This is a genomic window from Virgibacillus litoralis, from assembly GCF_017873675.1.
Lineage (GTDB): Bacteria > Bacillota > Bacilli > Bacillales > Amphibacillaceae > Lentibacillus > Lentibacillus litoralis.
The window spans coordinates 29,984-51,931 of sequence record NZ_JAGGKK010000013.1; the positions used below are offsets into that span (position 1 = coordinate 29,984).

At 35.5% G+C, this 21,948-nt stretch carries 24 protein-coding genes, 1 pseudogene and 1 riboswitch; of the genes and pseudogenes, 21 read left to right on the plus strand and 4 right to left on the minus strand.

What is annotated here, in order from left to right; translation table 11 throughout:
• Positions 1-169: 169 nt before the first annotated feature.
• The 14 genes and pseudogenes from J2Z82_RS11915 to J2Z82_RS11980 form a co-directional block, all read left to right on the plus strand.
• Positions 170-1,258, plus strand: a complete 1,089-nt coding sequence (locus J2Z82_RS11915; protein WP_209481017.1) for a D-alanyl-D-alanine carboxypeptidase family protein — start codon at positions 170-172, stop codon at positions 1,256-1,258.
• Positions 1,259-1,260: 2 nt separating this feature from the next.
• Entirely contained in the window at positions 1,261-1,845 is a 585-nt protein-coding gene (locus J2Z82_RS11920) for a nucleoside recognition domain-containing protein (protein ID WP_209481018.1), read from the plus strand.
• 2 nt (positions 1,846-1,847) lie between these two features.
• Positions 1,848-2,378: a spore maturation protein gene (locus tag J2Z82_RS11925; RefSeq protein ID WP_209481019.1), complete on the plus strand. Its 531-nt coding sequence runs from the start codon at positions 1,848-1,850 to the stop codon at positions 2,376-2,378.
• Between the two features lie 70 nt (positions 2,379-2,448).
• The gene (locus J2Z82_RS11930) at positions 2,449-3,180 is read left to right on the plus strand and encodes a pseudouridine synthase (RefSeq protein WP_209481020.1); all 732 of its coding nucleotides are present in this window, start codon (positions 2,449-2,451) and stop codon (positions 3,178-3,180) included.
• A 621-nt stretch (positions 3,181-3,801) separates the two neighbouring features.
• Entirely contained in the window at positions 3,802-4,374 is a 573-nt protein-coding gene (gene resA / locus J2Z82_RS11935) for a thiol-disulfide oxidoreductase ResA (RefSeq protein WP_209481021.1), read from the plus strand.
• Between the two features lie 27 nt (positions 4,375-4,401).
• A complete protein-coding gene (resB, locus tag J2Z82_RS11940) occupies positions 4,402-6,039 on the plus strand; it encodes a cytochrome c biogenesis protein ResB (protein WP_209481022.1) in 1,638 nt (545 codons plus the stop codon).
• A 30-nt stretch (positions 6,040-6,069) separates the two neighbouring features.
• Complete coding sequence (gene ccsB / locus J2Z82_RS11945) at positions 6,070-7,263, plus strand: c-type cytochrome biogenesis protein CcsB (RefSeq protein WP_209481023.1); 1,194 nt, start codon at positions 6,070-6,072, stop codon at positions 7,261-7,263.
• A gap of 65 nt (positions 7,264-7,328) precedes the next feature.
• Positions 7,329-8,045, plus strand: a complete 717-nt coding sequence (locus tag J2Z82_RS11950; protein ID WP_209481024.1) for a response regulator transcription factor — start codon at positions 7,329-7,331, stop codon at positions 8,043-8,045.
• A 2-nt stretch (positions 8,046-8,047) separates the two neighbouring features.
• Entirely contained in the window at positions 8,048-9,811 is a 1,764-nt protein-coding gene (locus J2Z82_RS11955; protein ID WP_209481104.1) for an ATP-binding protein, read from the plus strand.
• Positions 9,812-9,835: 24 nt separating this feature from the next.
• A riboswitch (cobalamin riboswitch) is annotated at positions 9,836-10,017 on the plus strand.
• A gap of 196 nt (positions 10,018-10,213) precedes the next feature.
• Positions 10,214-10,651 (plus strand): DUF4430 domain-containing protein, encoded by a 438-nt coding sequence (locus J2Z82_RS11960; protein ID WP_209481025.1) that lies wholly within the window; start codon positions 10,214-10,216, stop codon positions 10,649-10,651.
• A gap of 5 nt (positions 10,652-10,656) precedes the next feature.
• Positions 10,657-11,172 (plus strand): ECF transporter S component, encoded by a 516-nt coding sequence (locus J2Z82_RS11965; RefSeq protein WP_209481026.1) that lies wholly within the window; start codon positions 10,657-10,659, stop codon positions 11,170-11,172.
• 95 nt (positions 11,173-11,267) lie between these two features.
• Entirely contained in the window at positions 11,268-11,792 is a 525-nt protein-coding gene (gene sigX / locus J2Z82_RS11970; RefSeq protein WP_209481027.1) for an RNA polymerase sigma factor SigX, read from the plus strand.
• Entirely contained in the window at positions 11,789-12,979 is a 1,191-nt protein-coding gene (locus J2Z82_RS11975; protein ID WP_209481028.1) for a hypothetical protein, read from the plus strand. Before sigX ends, J2Z82_RS11975 begins: the two co-directional genes overlap by 4 nt.
• 104 nt (positions 12,980-13,083) lie before the next feature.
• Positions 13,084-13,335 (plus strand): annotated as a pseudogene (locus tag J2Z82_RS11980) (helix-turn-helix transcriptional regulator); the annotation flags it as partial.
• Positions 13,336-13,370: 35 nt separating this feature from the next.
• Here J2Z82_RS11980 and J2Z82_RS11985 read toward each other — a convergent pair.
• Positions 13,371-13,625 (minus strand): ferredoxin, encoded by a 255-nt coding sequence (locus tag J2Z82_RS11985; RefSeq protein WP_209481030.1) that lies wholly within the window; start codon positions 13,623-13,625, stop codon positions 13,371-13,373.
• A 153-nt stretch (positions 13,626-13,778) separates the two neighbouring features.
• On the opposite strand from J2Z82_RS11985, the gene J2Z82_RS11990 reads away from it, so the two are divergent.
• The 4 genes from J2Z82_RS11990 to J2Z82_RS12005 are packed head-to-tail and all read left to right on the plus strand — an operon-like array spanning position 13,779 to position 17,276.
• A complete protein-coding gene (locus tag J2Z82_RS11990) occupies positions 13,779-14,828 on the plus strand; it encodes a YpbB family protein (RefSeq protein WP_209481031.1) in 1,050 nt (349 codons plus the stop codon).
• Between the two features lie 19 nt (positions 14,829-14,847).
• Entirely contained in the window at positions 14,848-16,377 is a 1,530-nt protein-coding gene (locus J2Z82_RS11995) for a RecQ family ATP-dependent DNA helicase (protein WP_342453635.1), read from the plus strand.
• Positions 16,370-16,957 (plus strand): CPBP family intramembrane glutamic endopeptidase, encoded by a 588-nt coding sequence (locus J2Z82_RS12000; protein WP_209481033.1) that lies wholly within the window; start codon positions 16,370-16,372, stop codon positions 16,955-16,957. Before J2Z82_RS11995 ends, J2Z82_RS12000 begins: the two co-directional genes overlap by 8 nt.
• Complete coding sequence (locus J2Z82_RS12005) at positions 16,950-17,276, plus strand: hypothetical protein (protein ID WP_209481034.1); 327 nt, start codon at positions 16,950-16,952, stop codon at positions 17,274-17,276. The genes J2Z82_RS12000 and J2Z82_RS12005 overlap by 8 nt, the downstream gene beginning before the upstream one ends.
• 125 nt (positions 17,277-17,401) lie before the next feature.
• Here the strand turns inward: J2Z82_RS12005 and J2Z82_RS12010 are convergent, their stop codons facing one another.
• Genes J2Z82_RS12010 through J2Z82_RS12020 form a run of 3 tightly spaced genes read right to left on the minus strand, consistent with a single transcriptional unit; the run spans position 17,402 to position 18,488 of the window.
• A complete protein-coding gene (locus J2Z82_RS12010; RefSeq protein ID WP_209481035.1) occupies positions 17,402-17,971 on the minus strand; it encodes a manganese catalase family protein in 570 nt (189 codons plus the stop codon).
• Between the two features lie 36 nt (positions 17,972-18,007).
• Positions 18,008-18,271 (minus strand): spore coat protein CotJB, encoded by a 264-nt coding sequence (locus J2Z82_RS12015; RefSeq protein WP_092492683.1) that lies wholly within the window; start codon positions 18,269-18,271, stop codon positions 18,008-18,010.
• Positions 18,264-18,488: a spore coat associated protein CotJA gene (locus J2Z82_RS12020; protein WP_209481036.1), complete on the minus strand. Its 225-nt coding sequence runs from the start codon at positions 18,486-18,488 to the stop codon at positions 18,264-18,266. The genes J2Z82_RS12015 and J2Z82_RS12020 overlap by 8 nt, the downstream gene beginning before the upstream one ends.
• A gap of 267 nt (positions 18,489-18,755) precedes the next feature.
• Between J2Z82_RS12020 and J2Z82_RS12025 the strand changes: the two genes are divergently transcribed.
• From J2Z82_RS12025 to J2Z82_RS12035, 3 genes are all read left to right on the plus strand, one after another.
• Positions 18,756-19,514 (plus strand): metallophosphoesterase, encoded by a 759-nt coding sequence (locus tag J2Z82_RS12025; RefSeq protein WP_209481037.1) that lies wholly within the window; start codon positions 18,756-18,758, stop codon positions 19,512-19,514.
• A gap of 232 nt (positions 19,515-19,746) precedes the next feature.
• Positions 19,747-20,331: a genetic competence negative regulator gene (locus J2Z82_RS12030; protein ID WP_209481038.1), complete on the plus strand. Its 585-nt coding sequence runs from the start codon at positions 19,747-19,749 to the stop codon at positions 20,329-20,331.
• Positions 20,332-20,487: 156 nt separating this feature from the next.
• Positions 20,488-21,768: a Glu/Leu/Phe/Val family dehydrogenase gene (locus J2Z82_RS12035; protein ID WP_209481039.1), complete on the plus strand. Its 1,281-nt coding sequence runs from the start codon at positions 20,488-20,490 to the stop codon at positions 21,766-21,768.
• The last annotated feature ends 180 nt before the right edge of the window (positions 21,769-21,948 follow it).

Consider the following 21,948-nt stretch of genomic DNA (forward strand, 5'->3'; position numbering starts at 1 on the left):
AATAGCACTAAGGATTAAATCATTGCCTTTACTCTAAAGTATAAGGGGTTCTTGTGAGGAAAATAAACTTTAATAAAAACACGTTTATCATTTTCAAATTTTCAAATCATATCTATTCATCCCAAGCATAAACTGTATAGATAAATTATCAGCGGGAGGAAAACCTACTATGCGTTACATAGTCATTTCATTTTGCCTACTATCAGTTATTTTTTTAAACCCAACAATCGGACGAGCAGAACCTAGTATTTCGGCAAATAATGCTGTTTTAATGGAACAATCTTCTGGACGGGTGTTACTTGAAAAAAAAGCCCATGATAAAAGACCTATAGCAAGTATAACGAAAATAATGACAGCAATTATTGCAATTGAATCAGGTAAATTAAATGAAACGGTAACCGTAAGCAGGCGGGCTGTATATACAGTTGGATCTTCTATTTATTTAGAACAAGGAGAGAAAATTAAACTGAAGGATCTTGTCTATGGACTTATGCTTCGCTCTGGTAATGATGCAGCAGTGGCAATTAGTGAATATGTAGGTGGTAGCATGGAAGGGTTTACTCATTTAATGAATAAGAAGGCACAATGGTTAGGAATGACGAATACTTCGTTTGATAACCCGCATGGACTTGATTCTGAGGATCACTATTCTACTGCATATGATATGGCGTTACTTATGCGATACGCAATGGATAATGAACAGTTTCGTCAAATAACAGGTTCAAAATCTTATAAACCTGAACGGGCGTATGCATGGCAAAATAAAAATAAGTTACTCACACAATTATATGAATATTGCATTGGAGGAAAAACCGGATATACAAGAATTGCTGGCAGGACATTAGTTACTGCTGCAGAAAAAAATGATATGAACTTAATTGCTGTAACTTTGGATGCACCAGATGATTGGCAAGACCACATTGGAATGTATGAATGGGGTTATAAAAATTACGCAATGACGACAATTGGTAACCAGGGAAAGGTTAACTACAATATAAAAGAATCAAGAGATTATACAAGTGGATATTTACATGAGGATATTACAATACCTCTAAACCGACATGAACAAAAGGAAATCGAAAGTAGGACGTTTATTTTAAACAATGCAAATAGAACGGAGGATATAATTGGTAAAACTATTTATTTTATAAATTCAGTCCCGGTTATCGAAACACCAATATATTCAGAAAAGAAACAGGATGAGAACTTTTTTGCAGATATCGTTTCAATATACAAGCATATAATCGGGTTTAATTAGGTATGGTAAATTTAATATGGGCATTTATGGCAATGATTGGAATTGTCTATGCTATGTTCAATGGGACGATGGAGGAGGTAAATAAAGCATTATTCGAAACTGCGGATGATGCAGTAACGCTATCGATAGGATTAATTAGTATACTGGTATTTTGGCTGGGTATTATGAAGGTGGCTGAAAATGCAGGTATACTACTATTTCTTACTAAAATGTTTAGACCATTAGTAGTTAAATTATTCCCGGATATACCTAGGGATCATCCTGCCATGGGATATATACTATCTAATTTCACAGCTAATATATTTGGATTAGGTAATGCTGCAACACCGCTGGGTATTAAAGCGATGCAGCAAATGAAAGAGTTAAGTGGGACAGACACTGCTTCCAGATCGATGATAACTTTTCTAGCGTTAAATACATCAAGTTTAACAATTATTCCAACAACTGTAATCGCTATAAGGATGCAATATGATTCTATATCTCCCACTGAGATTGTAGGTACGACGATTATTGCAACATTAATCTCTTCATTAAGTGCGATAATAATTGATCGGCTTTTTAACTATAGTAGTCTCAGGAGGAAGTAAGTATGGGGATTATTACATCAATCAGCACTTGGTTAATACCATGTTTCATCCTAATTGTACTTTCTGTTGCAACGTGGAAACGTGTCCCGACATATGAAATGTTTGTAGAAGGGGGGAAAGATGGTGTCAAAATGGCATTTTCTTTACTTCCTTTTCTAGTCGGAATGATTGTATCTATATCTATTTTACGTAGCTCTGGGGCACTGGAGGCTTTTATAAATTTAATTTCACCAATCCTTGTAATGATAGGAATACCACCAGAGATTATTCCTCTCGCGTTAGTAAGACCTATTTCTGGAACAGCGGCCTTGGGAATGACTACAGAATTAATAAGTACACATGGTCCAGATTCATTTATCGGTAGATTGGCTTCCACTATGCAAGGGAGTACAGATACTACGCTATACATTTTAACGGTCTATTTTGGGGCAGTTGGCATCAGGAAAATGGGGTATGCACTCAAAGTTGGACTATTAGCTGACTTAGTTGGTATAATAGCATCTGTAATAGTCGTAACATTAATATTTGGCTAAATCTTGAAAGTAGCGTTAACATATAGTTAACGCTATTATTATGGTAAAAATAATGAAAAATGGTGATATAATGACAAATTCTTTAGAACGGTTACAAAAGGTTATTGCACAAAGTGGAGTCACATCAAGAAGAAAAGCGGAGAGATTAATTGTTGATGGCAAAGTAAAGGTTAATAGTAAAGTAGTCACTGAACTAGGAACTAAAGTAACCCCCAGTGATGATATTGAAGTTAACGGAGTACTTTTGGAAAAAGAGGAGCCCGTATATTATATGCTCTATAAACCTAGAGGAGTTATTTCGAGCATAAGTGATGACAAAGGAAGAAAAGTTGTAACAGATTATTTGGGAGAGGTTTCTGAGAGAATCTATCCGATTGGACGACTCGACTATGATTCTTCTGGTATATTGTTGTTGACGAATGATGGTGATTTCGCTAACCTGCTAATGCATCCGAAACATGGTGTAGATAAAGTATATGTTGCTAAAATTAAAGGTATTCCAAGTAAAAGTGAACTTAATAATTTAAAAAAAGGTGTTAAAGTTGATAATGATTTACTAAAAGTTATTGGATATAACATACTGGAAGTAGATAGACAAAAAGCGACCATGATATTGGAGCTGACACTGCATGAAGGTAAAAACAGGCATATCAGAAGGATGATGGAGGGGATAGGGTATCCTGTATCTAAGTTGAAGCGGGAGAAGTATGGTCTTCTGACATTACATGGCATGCAACCTGGAAATTATCGCCCATTAACCCCTCATGAGATTAAAAAAATGCGGCATCTAGCAGAAAACTAAACGAACAAAAGCGCAAGCGCCTGTTCAGCGCCGCATGGACTGCGCTCAGCGCTGCGGGTAGGTCGACGTTGCCGCGCAAAGCGGCGGTCTTAGTCGATCTTCCTTTTCCCTGAGATAAAGGATACACGAAGAGCGTAAGCTGCCCCACAGGACGTGGGGTAGTTCGAAGTTGCCACAGGATGTGGTGGTTTTAGTCGAACATCCTTTATTTTTTATCGTAGACACAGGGAGGGGAGTCCACTAGGCGCTAGGCGCTGGCCGGTGAGAACGCCACTTCCTGTGGCGTCACCGGCACTAGTACATCCTGTACGTCGGAGCTGGACGTCGCTGGTTCGGAAGTCCAGTTATCCAAAGCACTTAAATTTTATAATTTCCTATACAATTAGAAAACTTGGCATTCGCCAAGCTTTAATGGCAAGTGCCTTAGTTGCACTTATGCAGTAAGAAAGTAGTTATACTTTCTTAACTGCTAAGAAAAGTGCCCCTTTAATGAAGTATAAATTTGCACTTAAAATGACCAGGTGCCGAGTGGGTTCTAGTATTAAGTGCAATTAATTGTCGAATAATAGTCAAATTTGCCACTATGATCTCATGATACAATGATGTGGGGAGTGAATAGACATGAGCACCGAAAAGATAAAGGCGAATAAAAAACGCAAGAAACAAAACCGGCTGATTTTTAGAACAGTTGTGTTAGCGGTCTTACTTGTCGCCGTTATATATGCTTTAGTTTCTAATCTAAACAAAGAAAAGACAAATGTTGAACCAGGTAATGAAGCACCAGATTTTAAGCTGCAGCAAATAAATGACAATAACGAGCTTGAAACAGTACAATTAAGTGAGTTGGAAGGAAAAGGTGTCATGCTAAATTTTTGGGGAACATGGTGTGAACCATGCAAAGCAGAAATGCCTTATATGGAAAAGTTATACCCGGAATATAAGGATAAGGGGATTGAAATAGTCGCTGTCAGTCTGGATGCTACTGAAATTGTTGTAGATCGTTTTGTTGATCGATATGACTTAACATTCCCTATTCCGCATGATACAAAAAGTGAGGTAATGAATCTTTATAGCGTCGGTCCAATACCGAGTACTTTCTTTATAAATCCTGAAGGAGAAATAGTTGAGGTAGTTGAAGGTGCGTTAACTTTAGATAAACTTGAAGGCCATTTAAAAGAAATTCAACCTAAATAAAGAATGCAGCTATTGTGAGGGATATGAATGAAAAACATAAAGTGTGAGTGTGGGCACGTTAATCCAGAGGGTACAGTCCTTTGTGAAGCTTGTGGCAAACCTATAGAGGGTAACCAGCATATTGATGGCAATGATAAAAAGAAACTATTAAATATGCGATATGATGGTAGTGCACGTAGGTCGCAAACATATAACAAGTCAATTGTTGATAAAATATGGAATTTCTTTTCTTCTGTGAAAATTGGGGTATGGTTAATCGTTACAGCCCTGATTGCGTCTGCTATAGGAACTATCTATCCACAGGAAATGTACATACCGGCAGATGCTGTATCAAGGGACCCATCTATTTTTTATGAAGACCGATATGGAATAACAGGGCAAATCTATTATCAGTTGGGGTTCCATAATTTATATGGATCTTGGTGGTATATGTTGCTAATCGCTTTAATTGGTATTTCTTTGGTGATTTGCAGTATTGACAGGTTCGTCCCTTTATATAAAGCATTAAAAATACAAAAAGCTAGACGTCATGCTTCATTTCTAAGCAGACAGCGGTTATATAGTGAAACAGAACATGTTACCTCAGAAGAAAAGAATAAAATCGTTTCAAGTTTGAAAAAACAACGATATAAAGTTACTGATGAAAATGGGCATATTTTAGCAGAAAAAGGGCGATTTTCCCGTTGGGGTCCTTACGTAAATCATATAGGCCTTATTATTGTTTTAATTGCCGCATTACTGCGCTTCACTCCGTTTATGTACCTCGACGATTATGTTTGGGTAAGGGAAGGTGAGCAAACTGTAATTCCAGGAACAAAAGGTGAATATTACATAAAAAATAAAGACTTTATCCTGGAAACATATGATGAAAACGATGAGCGTTTCCAGAAGGCTATAAAAAAAGAAGGCATGGTTCCTAAAAACTTTCAAACTAATGTAATTGTTTATAAGGAATCTGGAGAAACAATACCAGGAGAAGAGCCTGAACTTGAGGAAGTTGCAGAAGATGAAATTCGTATGAATCATCCTTTGAAATTTGATGGGTATACGCTTTACCAAGCTGGATACCAATTAAACGAGTTTACAAGCATGACCTTTAAAGTTCATGAGACAGATGATCCAGAAGAAACATCTCTCGGAAATTTCAAAATTGACTTAACGTCACCTAAGCCCGAGTATAAACTGGATAGTGGTTTTAGAGTTGTTGTTGATCAATATTATCCAGATTACTATTTGGATGATGGAGAACCAAAATCTGAAACAGATTATCCAAGAAATCCAGCATATGTATTTACTGTACATCCCCCTGATGGCAGTGAACCTGAAATGAGTTTTGTAGGAATTGGAAAGAATGTTGATGCAACTGGAGAGAATGATTATAAACTGGGAATTCAGGATTTTAAAATGCGTGATGTGAGTGGAATAACTGTCAGACGTGATTATACACTCCCATTATTTATAGTTGGCGCATTGATCTTTATGTTTGGCGTGACACAAGGAATGTATTGGCAGCACCGCAGAATCTGGATACACCCTACAGGGGAAGGAATTCTAATGGCAGCTCACACCAACAAGAATTGGTTTGGTGTGAAGAAGGATATAGAGAGAATGATTGCGGACACAGATATAAAAATGGTTGACGATCAACAAGAATTAGATGATTAATAAACGCTATATGAATCAAGGAGGATATAAATGGATTTTTTAAGTATAAGTAGTACGATGCTATATACAGCTTTTATCCTGTATTTGATCGCTACGTTTTTCTTTGGCGCAACAATTAAAGAAAAAAAGTCGGACAAGAGTAAAGGAATAGCCGGAAAGATTGCAATTTCCATAACCATTGCCGGCTTTTTAGCGCAAATTGTTTATTTTATAACAAGATGGATAGCAAGTGCCCATGCCCCTGTAAGTAATTTGTTTGAATTTATGACGTTTTTCGGTATGGGGTTAGTGTTTGCTTTTATTATCATCTATTTTATTTACAAACTTAATATTTTGGGATTGTTTGCATTACCAATAGCAATGATAATAATTGCCTATGCGAGTATGTTTCCAACCGAGATTGCGCCCCTTGTACCTTCGTTGCAAAGTCACTGGCTATATATTCATGTAACAACAGTGTCACTTGGAGAGGCAATTCTATCGATAAGTTTTGTAACAGGGCTGATTTATTTGATCAGACAAGTTGACCAATCAGTTAGAAGTAAACGTACTACATGGTTAGAAATCGTTTTATTTTCCTTAATTGTTTTTATTGGTTTCAGTGTAATTACTGTAGCATTTAACTTATCAGGGTATAGTGCTCAGTTTGAATATACTGTAAACAATAGTAATAATACAATTACCACCGATTATCACTTGCCACCGATTGCCGGCCCTAACGACGGTGAACTAATAACAGGCGATAAAATGAGTCCATTATTTGACGCACCGGAATGGATGCGTGGTGTTGACGCAGCAAGGAAGTTTAATACAATTATATGGTCAGTTTTGTCAGGACTAGTTTTATATGGATTGATCAGATTAATCTTGCGTAAAAGAATTGGAGCAGCGATTCAACCATTACTTAAGAAAGTGAAACCAGATCTATTAGACGAAGTTTCTTATCGTGCGGTAGCAATTGGTTTTCCTGTTTTCACCCTTGGCGGAATAATATTTGCTTCTATTTGGGCTCAAATCGCATGGGACCGCTTTTGGGGATGGGATCCAAAAGAAGTATGGGCATTAGTAACCTGGTTCTTTTATGCAGCATTTTTACATTTGAGATTATCACGTGGCTGGCATGGTGAAAAATCTGCTTGGCTTGCGGTTGGCGGATTCGCTATTATTATGTTTAATCTGCTTGCTGTAAATCTGATTTTAGCTGGTCTTCACTCATACGCTTAATGGATTGACAGGTTTTGTTTTTTAAAAATTATTTTCGACCGAAATAATAATAAGGGGGAGCTTTCATGGAATCAAATTCTAAAGTGTTAGTTGTAGACGATGAGGAAAGAATTCGACGTTTAATAAAAATGTACTTGGAAAAAGAGGACTTCATTGTTGAAGAAGCAGAAAATGGTACTGAAGCATTGGAGCTTGCTCTTCAAAATGATTATGATGTCATCCTATTAGATATTATGATGCCGGAAATGGATGGTATTGAAGTTACCGAACAATTACGAAAAGAGAAGGCAACTCCTATTATTATGCTTACTGCAAAAGGAGAGGAAGCAAATCGGGTGCAAGGGTTTGAAGTGGGCACCGATGATTACATTGTAAAACCGTTCAGTCCAAGAGAAGTAGTTCTACGTGTGAAAGCATTGCTGCGTAGAGTTTCGAATACTACCTTTAATGAAGCGAATACACCGACCAAAAATTTAATCGTTTTTCCTCATATGACTATAGATCATGATGCTCACCGGGTTACGGCAGATGGAACAGAGGTTAGTCTAACCCCTAAAGAATATGAGTTGTTATGTTTCTTAGCTAAGTCTCCAGATAAAGTATTTTCACGTGAACTTCTATTAAAAGAAGTTTGGCAATATGAGTTCTTCGGAGACCTTCGTACAGTAGATACACACGTAAAACGGCTGCGTGAGAAGTTAAATAACGTATCCAAAGAAGCTGCCAAGATGATTGTTACTGTCTGGGGCGTGGGATATAAATTTGAGGTAGATGATGTATAATGATGTTTTGGCGTAGTGTTGTAGGAAAGCTAGCAATAACGATATTATTGCTAGTTTCTTTTGTATTATTTATATTAACCGTTTTACTTTTGGAGTTCTTTGAGAATTTTCATGTTGATGAAGCAGAAAAAGATATGATGCAGACAGCAACAAAGGTTTCAATAATGGTAGAGCAATATGATAACCAGGAATTAGCTTTGGAGACCGCAGAACGTGTAAAGGATCCAGCAAGCCGTTTAGCGATCATCTATGAAGATGGTACATCTTGGGTATCGCAATCTATTGATAACGACCTTGGTAAACTCGATACTCAATGGCTGAAAAAGGAAAATGAATTAATGGAAGTTATTACTAATGGTGAAAATATAAAAAAACAAATTTTACTACCTGATGGTAATACAGAAGTAATGATCGTAGGTACTCCGGTTAGCCAAAACGGAGCAGTTTTTGTCTACCAATCACTTGATATCGTAAATCAGACGAAAGCTGAAACGACTAAAATCATCTTTCTTGCTGCTGGAATAGCTATAATTTTAACAACTATTTTTGCTTTTTTCCTTTCTACTAGAATAACGTCACCACTAATAAAAATGCGGGAAGCAGCATTTGATCTTACAAGAGGAGAATTTAACACAAAAGTGCCTATTTTAACTCACGATGAAATTGGTGAGCTTGCAATGGCGTTTAATCGAATGGGCAGACAGTTGAAATTCCACATTAATGCGTTAAGACAGGAAAAAGAACAGCTTTCAAGTATCGTAAGTTCCATGGCAGATGGTGTGATTACATTTAACCGAAATAGTGATATGCTTGTAACAAACCCGCCTGCAGAGAGATTTATTGAGAATTTATATTACGAAAATGATATGGAAATGTCTGACAACAATAATAAAGCACCGATACCTTTAGATGAAATTTTAAAGAATGTCATCCAGGATGAAGAAGAAGCAGTACATGAAATTAATTTACAAGGACGTACATGGGTAATGATAATGACACCTTTATATGATCAGACCTATGTACGTGGAGCGGTGGCTGTTATTCGTGATATGACAGAGGAACGTCGGTTAGATAAGTTGCGAAAAGACTTTATCGCAAATGTTTCCCATGAACTGAGAACACCTATTTCCATGTTACAAGGCTATAGTGAAGCAATTGTTGACGACGTGGCAGAAAGTAGAGAAGATAAAAATGAGCTTGCACAAATTATCCACGATGAATCTTTAAGAATGGGTCGACTAGTGAACGAACTATTAGATTTAGCACGGATGGAAGCAGGCCATATACAGTTAAATAAAGAGAATGTTGACGCCGAAAAATTTGTTGAACGAATTTTGAAGAAATTTAAAGGGTTGGCGGATGAAAATGATGTTGAATTAAATCTTATTAAGTATATTTACACTGATCAAATATACATTGATCAAGATCGGGTGGAGCAGGTTTTAACAAACTTAATAGATAATGCAATTAGACATACCAATGAAAACGGACAAGTAAATGTTGTTATTGAAAGTAATGCAACTGATTTTAATGTTTCGGTAACTGATAATGGAAGTGGTATTCCTGAAGATGATCTACCATTTGTATTTGAACGTTTTTATAAAGCTGACAAATCACGAACAAAAAACAGTAAGAAAAGGGGCACAGGACTAGGGCTCTCGATTGCAAAAAATATTGTAGAAGCTCATTATGGCACAATTACTGTGAACAGCAAAGTTAATGATGGAACCACATTTGCATTTAAACTACCTTTACAAGAGAAGTAAATATGATATGATATTATAGAATTGAATTATAATATAGAGTTTGGTGTTATTACTTAATAGGGAATCCTGTGAAAAACAGGAACTGTCCTCGCAACTGTATGTGATATACGAAATAAGTGTAATCCACTGTATGATTCGTCATATGGGAAGGACTTATAGTAGGTGAAAATCACAAGTCAGTAGACCTGCCAATTCTCTAACGTTTCAAAGCTTCGAGGATGTGAGCGATTGGGACAACCGAGTACATTGTTTTATGTATCGATTGTCTATTTCAGCTAACCCTTTAGAAGGGTTAGTTTTTTTTATAGGCTTTTATTGATTGATACTTAGAAGTTAAACGATGCCTTGGTTTCCAACGCCCAATTCTCCTCAATACAAAAACAGAACTGGAGGAATGGGAAGATGAACAAATTATTTTTACGTGTTGCATCATTGCTGATTGTTATGGGGTTATTGATCGGATGTGGTGCTGAAGAACAAAAACAGGGTCAGACAAATAGTCAAGAAGAGAAGAACTCAGCAAGTGAGAACGCAGAGGAACAAAGTGAGGAAAAGGTTCAGATTACAATATCTAAAGATAAAGGTTCTGAATATATTAATGAAAAAGAGGTTGCTGTTAAGGAAGGGGCAACACTTATGGAAGTTATGGAAGAGAACTTTCAACTGGAAACTGATTTTGATAATGGCTTTATAACTTCAATTGATGGTGTTGCACCTAAAGATGGCGAGCAAAAATCTTGGATGTTTACAGTAAATGGTGAGATGCCTAAAGTCGGTGCTAAAGAATATAAGCTTTCTCCTGGTGACAAAGTAACTTTTGATCTGCAAGCTTGGGAATGACTTAATTGAATACTTATAAAATTACGTTACTTGCATTGCTTGCAGCACTAGCTGTTGTCGGACGCTTCGCCTTTGCATTTCTACCCAATGTCCAGCCGGTAACATCGTTAATAATTGTCTGTGGTTTATTATTAGGACCAATAGCAGCTGTTTTATTAGCTATATTAACAACGTTCCTGTCTAATATGATTTTAGGAATGGGGATATGGACGATTTGGCAAGTGGTTGCCTGGGCATTAATTGGATTATTAAGTGGGGTATTAGGAAAATACCCTCGTAAGATTCCAGGATTAATATTGATAATATTTGCGGTAATTAGTGGCTATTTATACGGGTTTATTATTTCTCTAACGACATTTTCCGTTACTGGAAAATTTCTTCCTTATTATCTGGCAGGATTACCATTTGATACATATCATGCAATTGGAAATGGCGTATTTATGGTTCTGTTATATCCGATAATTGCGCACTTTTTTAGAAATTATGCCAAAAAACATTTCAATTTGCCAAATACCAACTGAATTAGGTTGGTATTTTTGCGTTTTTCTAATATAGTATAATAAGTTGTAACTTTCCTGTGGTAATAAACGACTATGTAAATGAACGGAGGATCTTTATGAAAGCCGTTTTTGAGAAATTTTATGATAACTATCATCATGATTTATACCAATTTATCTTTTATATGGTAAAGGATAAAGAAACTTGTGAAGACCTCGTTCAGGAAGTATATATTAAAGTCTTAAAATCCTACAATTCTTTTAAGGGAGACAGTACTGAGAAGACTTGGCTATTCTCAATTGCACGGCACATAACAATCGATTACTTTCGCTCTCAGAAGAGGAAACGAAATCGTATAATGGAATACTTTGACTGGAGTGAAAAAGGGCAATTAATTCAGGATCAGAAGCTGCTCCCTGATGAGATTGCTATGCAAAATGAACAGATGAAAGATGTTTATCGCTATTTGGATAAATGCACACCAGATCAAAGAAGTGTTCTAATATTACGGTACATACAATCATTTTCTATTCAGGAGACAGCAGACATCTTAAATTTCAGTGTTAGCAAAGTGAAGACGACACAGCATCGTGGACTGAAGACATTGAAGAAATACATAAGTGAAGGAGGAGATGTATTGTGAAAACTTTCGACAACAACGAAAAACAGATTAAAGAATTGTTAGAACAGATGCCTGAAATGGAAGACAGTTTGGACAAAGATTTACTATATCAGCGCATCTCCTCCGAACTTAATAATGAAATACGACCTAAAAAAAATAATAAAAAGTTGGTACTTATCCCTATTTTCAGTACAGTTATGGTACTGTTGCTGTTAGCCCTTATAATACCTTCGATGATGAATAATACGATGTATCAGAGTAATAGTGAAAATAGTTCTGCTGATAAAGCAATGGATAATTCCGCCTCTAACGAAAGTATGGATGGTGGTAACGAGTCAAGTGAATTAAAAAGGCAGGAAGATAATGCATCATCTGCTGAAAGTGAATCAAGCGTTACGATGATGGAAACTGGGATACAATCTCACGTTATCCATACTACGGATGACAGTACTACGATAATACATGGTGCTCTTGCCGATCGACAGGCAAAGTATATTATCCCTTTAGCTTTTGCAGTGCCCAAAACAGAAAATGCCGGAAAGTATTATAATAAGTTAAGTTCATATCTGAAGGAGACAACATGGGGTGTTAGTGACTATATGTTTTCGGGTGCAATATTCCAATTGGATGAACAAAATAGTCAAGTTCATGTGGAACTGCCTAAAGATTTTTCTGTAACATCAAGTAGTCAGGCGAGTATGTTTATAGGTATACTGACAACTATGTTTACTCCTAATAAAATTAATAAAGCTGTCTTTGGTAAGCAAGTAAATCTTGGTCCGATAGGTAAGGTGAAGGAATTATCGCTAAAATCTTCTAATGTAATTTATAAACGATATCAATTGTCTGAAGATAAACGTGTATTTTTTGCAAGAATACCAATGGAAGACCAAGTAGATATCGAAACGGCGTTTTCCGAAATGAAAAAGGACGAAGAATCATATAATGTCTATCACTCCATACCGAAAAATATTAATTTTTCTTTGAAGGATGAAGGTAATTTACTTCAACTAAATTTCGCCGATAAAAAAATGGCTACCAATAACCAGGAAACCGTAACGATGATAGAAGCTATTCTAATGACTGCGAAAAGCTATGGTTATCAGGAAGTCCTATTTACAAATTCTTCAGACGAAACAATAGGGCCATATAATTTATCTGAGCCAATTAAAGTTCCAAAAGGAGTAAATCCAGTTAAAATTGATTGAGTCAAAACGTTCTGGGAGAGGTATTCTGTCAGAACGCTTTGACTTTTTTAACAATGGGAATTATCATATAATTTATAAGAGTTAATTTTTTAGGGATGATTTCAATGGACCAAGAAACAATTATCGATAGAGTATCGACAAAAGTAAAACTGATACGGGTGGAGAAAAATTATACACAAGATCAAATGGCAACTGTATTGGGAATATCAAAGAAGTCGTTAGTTCAGATTGAGAAACGGCGAAACAATGCTAATTGGACTACGACGGTAGCGTTGTGTGCACTTTTTCGCGACAGTGAAGTAATACAGCAAACTGTAGGATATGATGTACTAACAATTCTTGAAACAGCAGCACATAAAGAAAACTAATCCACTATAATAGGAGCTAAATGTTATTCATCTTCAAATTTTAATGGGTCACCATTAAATGGCTTGTCAGCTATCTTGATAGAATCGGTCGGACAACCCTCATAAGCATCAATCATGTCCTCCTCCAATACTTCCGGTACTTCAGCAGTACCTTCATTCTCATCCAAAACTACATATGCGATCCCTTCATCATCATAATCATATATATCAGGAGCAGCAGCACCACATGCTCCGCAAGCAATACACGTTTCTTTATCAACAATTGTATATTTAGGCATGAATTAACCTCCAGTTAGTTTACAGAAAAAGTCTTGTATAAACTATTGTAAGACTGATATTTATACATTTCAACTGCTATAATACATGTTATTATTAATGAGGAAGGAATCTCTGATAATCGACACAAATTATTCAAAAAGGAGTTTAGAACATTGTTATTGGATCGTATTGTCATTACATGTTGCTCCCAATTAAAAACTGGACGTAGTGTCTCAGCAATATATCATCTGTTAAAAGGAAAAAAATCAATCCAAACCGTCCAGGATGCTCATATATATAAATTGGATAATTTTTATGGAATTTATAAATCATTAAAGAAGCAAAATTTTGATGGAAAAATAGATAAGCTTACCTCTGCAGGTTTAATTCAGCATAATGGTAATTCTTCAGTAATACCAACTACTTTAGGCTACGAATGGTTACAAAAAAATGCAAATAGTATTCCGTTATATTACTTTAATGGAATGAAGTACTCTAGTTCTGCAACCATATTTTTTGAAAGATTAGTCCTTTTAATTCAAACTATAACAAATAGTAGCAACAACAACCTTAACTTCATTCCGGTTGTTGATGATAAACCAGTGGTTACAGGTTGGGTAAAAAAACAATATTATGTTATTAAACAAGATCAGAATTATTTTCTGCAAAGTTTTTATGACGAATTGTACGATCTCCTAAAATGTTTTCAGGATCAAGAGGCGAGTATGTTTGTCGATAGTTTAACAGGATTCAAGCACTATGGAATGAGCAGTTATCAGTTGGCTAATAATTATAACCTTAATTTGATAGATGTCCCTTTGGCTCTTACAGGAATAATTCATCATATGTTATTCACAATCGAACAGGATTCACGTAAATATCCATTGTTATCACGCATTAAAAATGAATTGCCAGAGTACTCGAATACTACTAAATCAGCAACTAAGACGAGGGAACTTTTAAATTGCCATTACACTGCAGAAGAGATCTCGATTATACGAAACCTAAAACTGAATACAATCTATGACCATATTGTTGAAATAGCACTTTATGATGAGCGATTTCCTCTTGACAACTACATAGATGAGCAAGGTCAGCAGGAAGTTTTAAATGTGATAAATAGATTGAAATCCTATAAATTAAAAGATATCAAGCAAGAGATAAATAAGGAAATAAGTTACTTTCAAATAAGACTTGTTTTAGCTGTTGAAAATATAACGTAATCAGGTGATAGATTTGAGTGTGAATATATTGAGAACCCAATTATTGAATCAGTTTAATATTAGATCTTTTAGAGAAGGTCAAGAGGAGATCATTAATGACGTAATGCATGGAAAAGATGTATTAGGAATTTTACCAACTGGGTCCGGAAAATCATTATGTTACCAATTACCCGCAATAATTATGGAAGGAGTGACAATTGTTGTTTCTCCACTAATTTCATTAATGCAAGATCAGGTGAAGCAATTAAAATCAACAGGATTTAAATCTGTTATTGCATTAAACAGTTTTTTGGAACAAAAAGAGAAAAAACGTGTATTCCAGCATCTGGATGAGTACAAGTTAATTTACATATCTCCAGAATACCTTCAGCAATCACAAATAATAGACTACTTAAAAAATATTAAAATCAGTTTATTTGTAGTTGATGAAGCTCATTGTATATCACAGTGGGGGCACGAATTCAGGCCAGATTATTTACGGTTAGGCTCTATTTTGGAAAAAATAAACAATCCTACCGTCTTAGCTTTAAGTGCAACAGCAACGAAAGAAGTGCAGGAAGATATAATTTATTCATTAAGTAGACCTAATATCCGGAAACATATATACCCGATGGATCGTGAAAATATCTCTTTTACTGTGCAAAAAGTAAATAGAGAAAATGAGAAAAAGGAGATAATTGTTAACTTACTGAAAAATCATCGTGTACCTACATTGATTTATTTTTCAAGTAAACGAAAAACAGAAGAAGTTGCAGCATTCCTGTCTGAAAATGTCCCTTCACACCGTACAGCTTTTTATCATGGTGATATGGAACAATTAGATCGCAATACAATTCAACAGCAGTTTATGAATGATCAGATAGATGTGATCTGTTGTACGAGTGCATTTGGAATGGGGATTAATAAACACAATATACGGTTGGTGCTTCATTATCATTTTCCACTGCAGATAGAATCCTATATACAGGAAATTGGTCGTGCAGGCCGCGATGGTGAATCAAGTGTGAGCATTTTACTCTATACTTCGGGTGATGAACTTATTCCAAATGCTATAATTAGTAATGAACTACCAAGAGTAGAAAGATTAGACACAATTTTTATGAATCTCTATCGGTTGTATATAGAATCACCCAAGTTTTTATCTTACCAAGACATGCAGGAAAAATTACAACTAAATGAAACCGAATGGAGATTTCTGCACTATCAAATGGAAAAGCATGGTATGATTAAAGGGAATAAGATTGTCTACCAAAAGGATAAATGGAGTAATGCTTTACATGATATAAGTGCTCTAATTGAAACAAGAAAATCGTTGAAAGAACGAAAATTGAGAGAGATAATTAATTGGATTCATGAAGAGGAGTGTTTACGGGAGCATCTATACAAAAGCTTTCAAGATAGTTATAAGACTCCTTTGTATGGGTGCTGTACGAATTGTGGTTTTACAATTAATGAATGGAGTGCGAAACAAACAGAAGTTAATCATTCAACTAATACTTGGGAAAATAAGTTACAAAATTTACTATTAATTGGAGTTCAGAATGCCTAGTCAAAGTGAAATAATAAAGAGAATGACTGATAAGGAATTAAGCAAACAAATCATTTTTTCACAATTGCTGTTAATCGTGGTTAGTTTACTTTCAAGTTTGATATTATTTGATAACATGGTAGAATGGTTTGGTCTATTTCGCTTTAACTTATTTGAAATAGCTTATTATGGAATATTGCCTGGACTTATTATCGTTGTCACTGATATCATCCTTATTTATATTTTTCCGAGAAAATACTATGATGATGGTGGCATTAATGATAGAATTTTTAGAAACCGATCGATCATAAAAATCTTTACCATTGCTTTATTGGTAGCTGTTTCTGAAGAAATACTGTTTAGAGGAGTTATCCAAACTACATTCGGTTATGTAATTGCTAGTATTATTTTCGCACTTATTCATATTCGTTACTTAAAAAAGCCTGTATTGTTACTATCTGTTTTAGTTGTAAGTTTTTATATTGGCTATATTTTTGTACTTACGGAAATTCTATTAGTCACGATTACTGCTCATTTTATTGTAGACTTTTTATTAGGGGTAGTTATTCGCTTCAAAAGTGAGGTGCTGTACAATGAGTAAAGAGACCAAAGAATATACTGATCAGGCAGATGAATTACGAAAGCTTTTTAATGAAGTTCAAGAGGAAAGTGTACAATCTGTACCAGTAGTTGATGGTGTAAACGAGGATTCCGAAACAGATCAAAAGGAACGTGATGTTGATATATTAAATTTGCCACCACGTAAAGAGGTACATAGTACAAATAATAAGCGAACCAGAGTTAGATTAAGTGGAGCATCACTTCGCTTAGTTATTGTCGTAATTATAATTTTAGTATTCTTAGGTGGAGCATATTATTTTTGGGGACAAGAGCTGATGGACGTTATTACAAGTATTTAGAAAACTTGGCATTCGCCAAGCCTTTGGGCGAATTGCCTTAGTTGCACTTATGCAGGTAAGAAAGGATTTATCCGTTCTTATCTGCATAGTAAAAAGGTGCCTTTTATAGGCACCTCTTGGCATAGTTAGAATATAATTTTTTTATCTCTTTCCTCCTTAAGGATTTCGACGGCTTCTCTGAAACGTAAAGAGTGTACAACCTCACGTTCTCTGAGATACTTTAAGCCATCATTTAGATCAGGATCATCTGATAAGTTAATAATCCATTGGTAGGTTGCTCTTGCCTTTTCCTCTGCGGCTATATCTTCATATAAGTCTGCAATCGGATCTCCTTTCGCTTGAATATAGGTAGCGGTCCAAGGAGCTCCAGCAGCATTATGGTAAAATAAAGCTTTATCATGATTGGCATAATGGGCGCCAAGACCTGCTTCTTCCATTTGTTCTGGGGTTGCGTCTTTTGTAAGTTTATATATCATAGTTGCAATCATTTCGAGATGGGCAAATTCTTCTGTACCAATATCTGTTAGTAGACCTATAACCTTGTCAGGTATGCTGTATCGTTGATTTAAGTAACGTAAAGCCGCAGCTAATTCACCGTCAGCACCACCGTACTGCTCAATCAAAAATTTGGCGAGGCGGGGATTACATTCTGAGACTTTAACAGGGTACTCCAATTTTTTCTCATAATACCACAAAATATCTCCTCCTAGATATCAGATATTCCATATAAATTAAACCTGCCAAGGCCAAGGAGTGTTATCCCAATCCCACGGATAATTAGAATAGCTTCTACCGTACTGCATTAATGGCCCAAATTTTTTCTCGAACTTAACTTTAAGTTCTTTGCTTTGCTTTGAGAATAAATTAAATTGTTCTATTGCATCATAATCTTGAGGGTGTGTATCTAAATATAATGTTAGTTCCACTAATACGAAATCCACTGCTTGAATTTCCTCGAGTAGTTTGTAATATTCAGATGGAAGCACTTTATTCATCAACATCACCTCTTTTATCTGGCCCTGGATAGGGACTGAATAACTCTTTCCATAGTGTTCCATGATATAGCGCTGCTCTTGGTTCGAATTGTGCTAAGCCAGGGGGTTGGAAGTTAATGTATAGTTGAGGCGGGGTAGAGTAACTTTTTACTGTCATAGGTGGGCAAGGGTCATATGGGCTGGAATAAGGTTCCCAAAATTTATATTGTGTGAACATAAAATCCTCCTTTCAAAATATTAAATTTTCGCTTCTTTTCATGGTATGTAAGTATATGGATGTCCTATTCAATTATATCCAGTGCTTAATATCTTTTTCTTACTGCTTAGTTGCAACTAAGTTTATCTCAACCAGGCTTGTACTCCAAAATAATATGGGTTTCTAAGAAAGCAAAAGTACGTTTTGTAAGATTCCCATAACGAATACCAGGTTTATTAATATAGGTAATTTGTTTTTTGAATGTGTATGAGCGAAAGGAGGATTAAGTTGATTTATATAATATCTGCCTGTGTATTAATACTCTCTGTATTTATATTGTATATGATATATAATGCACATCATGATACAATTGATTTTCGAACTATAAAAGTTACTGATTTGTCGTCTGAGTTTAATTTATTTTTTATATCTGATATACATCGCAGAAAAGTAAGGACTGATACGTTACGATCCATAGATGAATACATTAAACTTGTTGTTATTGGTGGGGACTTAACAGAAAAAGGTGTACCAATTAGCCGAACAAGGGAAAATATTCACAAACTGAAAGAATTTGGTGCTCCTATATATTTTGTTTGGGGAAATAACGATTATGAAGCACTTACAAGTAAAGTGTACGAACTGTTAATAAGTGAAGGTGTAATAATACTGACGAATAACAATGATGATATATTAATTGGCAGCCAGACAATAAGCTTAATGGGACTAGACTGCTGTCAGTATAGTGAAGCACGGATGGACCTAGCAATGATAAATTCAACCGGATTTTATAATATTCTTTTAACACATGACCCCAGTGCTTTTTATGAAACAGAGGAAGAATTTCAAAATAAAGTCGACATTGTTCTGGCTGGTCATACACATGGTGGTCAGATTCGTATTTTCGGATTTGGGTATTTTGAAAAGGGCGGATTAACCAAATTACATAACACTAAAATCTTGGTTAGTGAGGGTTATGGTTATACCAGACTGCCATTTCGACTTGGCACAAAATCAGAATGTCATGTATTAACTTTTAAACAATAATAATTGTGATGTTCAACAAATGCATCAATAGCATATACTTATAGTAAATAAAAAAGTTAACGTTTTTAATTAGAATAATAATGAGTTTAGCAGTTAAGAAATAATACTTTCGTAACTCCATAGGTGCAACTAAGGCTTGCACCTCAAAGTAAGGGGGTAAATGTACTTTCATATAACCCCTTTAACAATTAGTAAAGTTTTCTGAAAATGTATTTATAAAGGAGGATGCTTTATGCGAATTGAACGAGTGTCCGATAGCCAGTTTACAATTTTTTTAACGTTTGATGACTTAATAGATCGTGGTTTTACAAAAGAGGATTTATGGCATGATGCTACAAATGTGCGTAATTTATTTAGTGATATGATGTACGAAGCCAGTACAGAATTGGGATTTGAATTGGAAGGTGTTCTCCTCGTTCAAGTTCATTTAATGCAGGCACAGGGAATGCATGTAATCGTGACTCAAAAAATTGAAAATACAAGCTGGGAAGAGGATTTCATTGAAATGAAAGTAACGTTAGATGAAAGTAAAGAAATGATATTTTCTTTTAAAGAGTTTGAGGATATTATACAAGTATCTTCCTGCTTATCAGTTATAAATATGGATGGCGGACAGGTTTATTATATGAATAATCGTTACTATATGTTGCTGAATGAGGATGAGCTGACTCCAAAAAATAAAGAGAATATTATTGCGGTTATGTCCGAGTTTTCTTCTCCCAGCATAATTACTTCACATCGATTAAAGGAATACGGTAAAGTAATTATGCAAGAAAATGCAGTAAATCAAATTATGAATGTCTTTTATAATAAATAAAAAAACCTAAAGAGAAGACCCTTTTGAAATCACTTTCAGGACAAAAATAATTACTTTATAAAATAACCGTATTTTATTGCATATTTATCATGAACGTGTATACTAATCTCTGAGTACAGATATAATAATTTTTTTGATAATCTAGGAGGTAAATTCATGGTAGCCGATAAACCAGCAGATTCTGCCAAAGAATCAATTGATAAATTGGATGTGTTAAATTCAACGAGAACTGTTGTAAAAAATGCATTGGAGAAATTGGGTTACCCTGATGAAGTATTTGAATTGCTAAAAGAACCCATCCGAATGATGACAGTGAGAATGCCTGTCCGGATGGATGATGGTTCAATCAAAGTCTTCACTGGATACCGTGCCCAGCATAATGATGCAGTTGGTCCAACAAAAGGTGGGGTAAGATTTCATCCTGATGTTACGGAGAAAGAAGTTAAGGCCCTGTCAATTTGGATGAGTTTAAAAGCAGGAATTATGGATTTGCCATATGGCGGAGGTAAAGGCGGCATTATTTGTGATCCGCGTGAGATGTCGTTTCGCGAACTAGAAGGAATTAGTCGTGGTTATGTACGCGCAATAAGTCAGATCGTTGGTCCAAACAAAGACATTCCTGCTCCAGATGTATTCACTAACTCACAAATTATGGCATGGATGATGGATGAATACAGCCGTATTGATGAATTTAACAATCCTGGTTTTATTACAGGGAAACCTATTGTTCTTGGTGGATCACATGGAAGAGAAACCGCCACTGCTAAAGGTGTAACAATTTGTATTGATGAAGCAGCAAGGAAAAAAGGGATAGATGTAAAAGGTGCAAGAGTAGTTGTTCAAGGTTTTGGTAATGCAGGAAGTTTCTTGGCGAAATTCTTACATGACGCTGGCGCAAAAGTAGTGGGTATTTCAGATGCCTATGGCGGTTTACATGATCCTGAGGGACTTGATATTGATTACTTACTTGATCGCAGAGATAGTTTTGGTACAGTTACAAAATTATTTAATAATACAATATCAAATCAGGATCTGCTTGAATTGGATTGTGATATTTTAGTACCGGCTGCTGTTGAAAATCAAATTAGAGAAGAAAATGCACATAAGATTAAAGCTAGTATTGTAGTAGAAGCAGCGAATGGCCCAACAACATTAGATGCTACAAGAATTTTGTCTGAGCGCGGAATATTACTTGTTCCAGATGTCCTAGCATCTGCAGGCGGAGTAACGGTATCTTATTTTGAATGGGTACAGAACAATCAAGGCTATTATTGGGAAGAAGAGGAAATTCAGGAAAAACTTAAAAAAATAATGGTAAAGGCGTTCAACAATATTTACAACACTGCCCAAACAAGACGCGTAGATATGCGCCTTGCAGCTTATATGGTTGGCGTTCGAAAAATGGCCGAAGCAGCAAGATTCCGTGGATGGGTATAATAATTTAGTATTTCACTCAACTTAAAACGAAAAAAATGACGGAAAAACTCTTATCATGTATAGTTAGGTAGGAGTTTTTTTGCAGTTAAGTATAAATTACTGTATAAATGCAACTAAGGCACTCGGACTCCAGAAGGGTTCTAAGAAAGAAAAATACGTTTTCATAAGAATCCCTTTAAC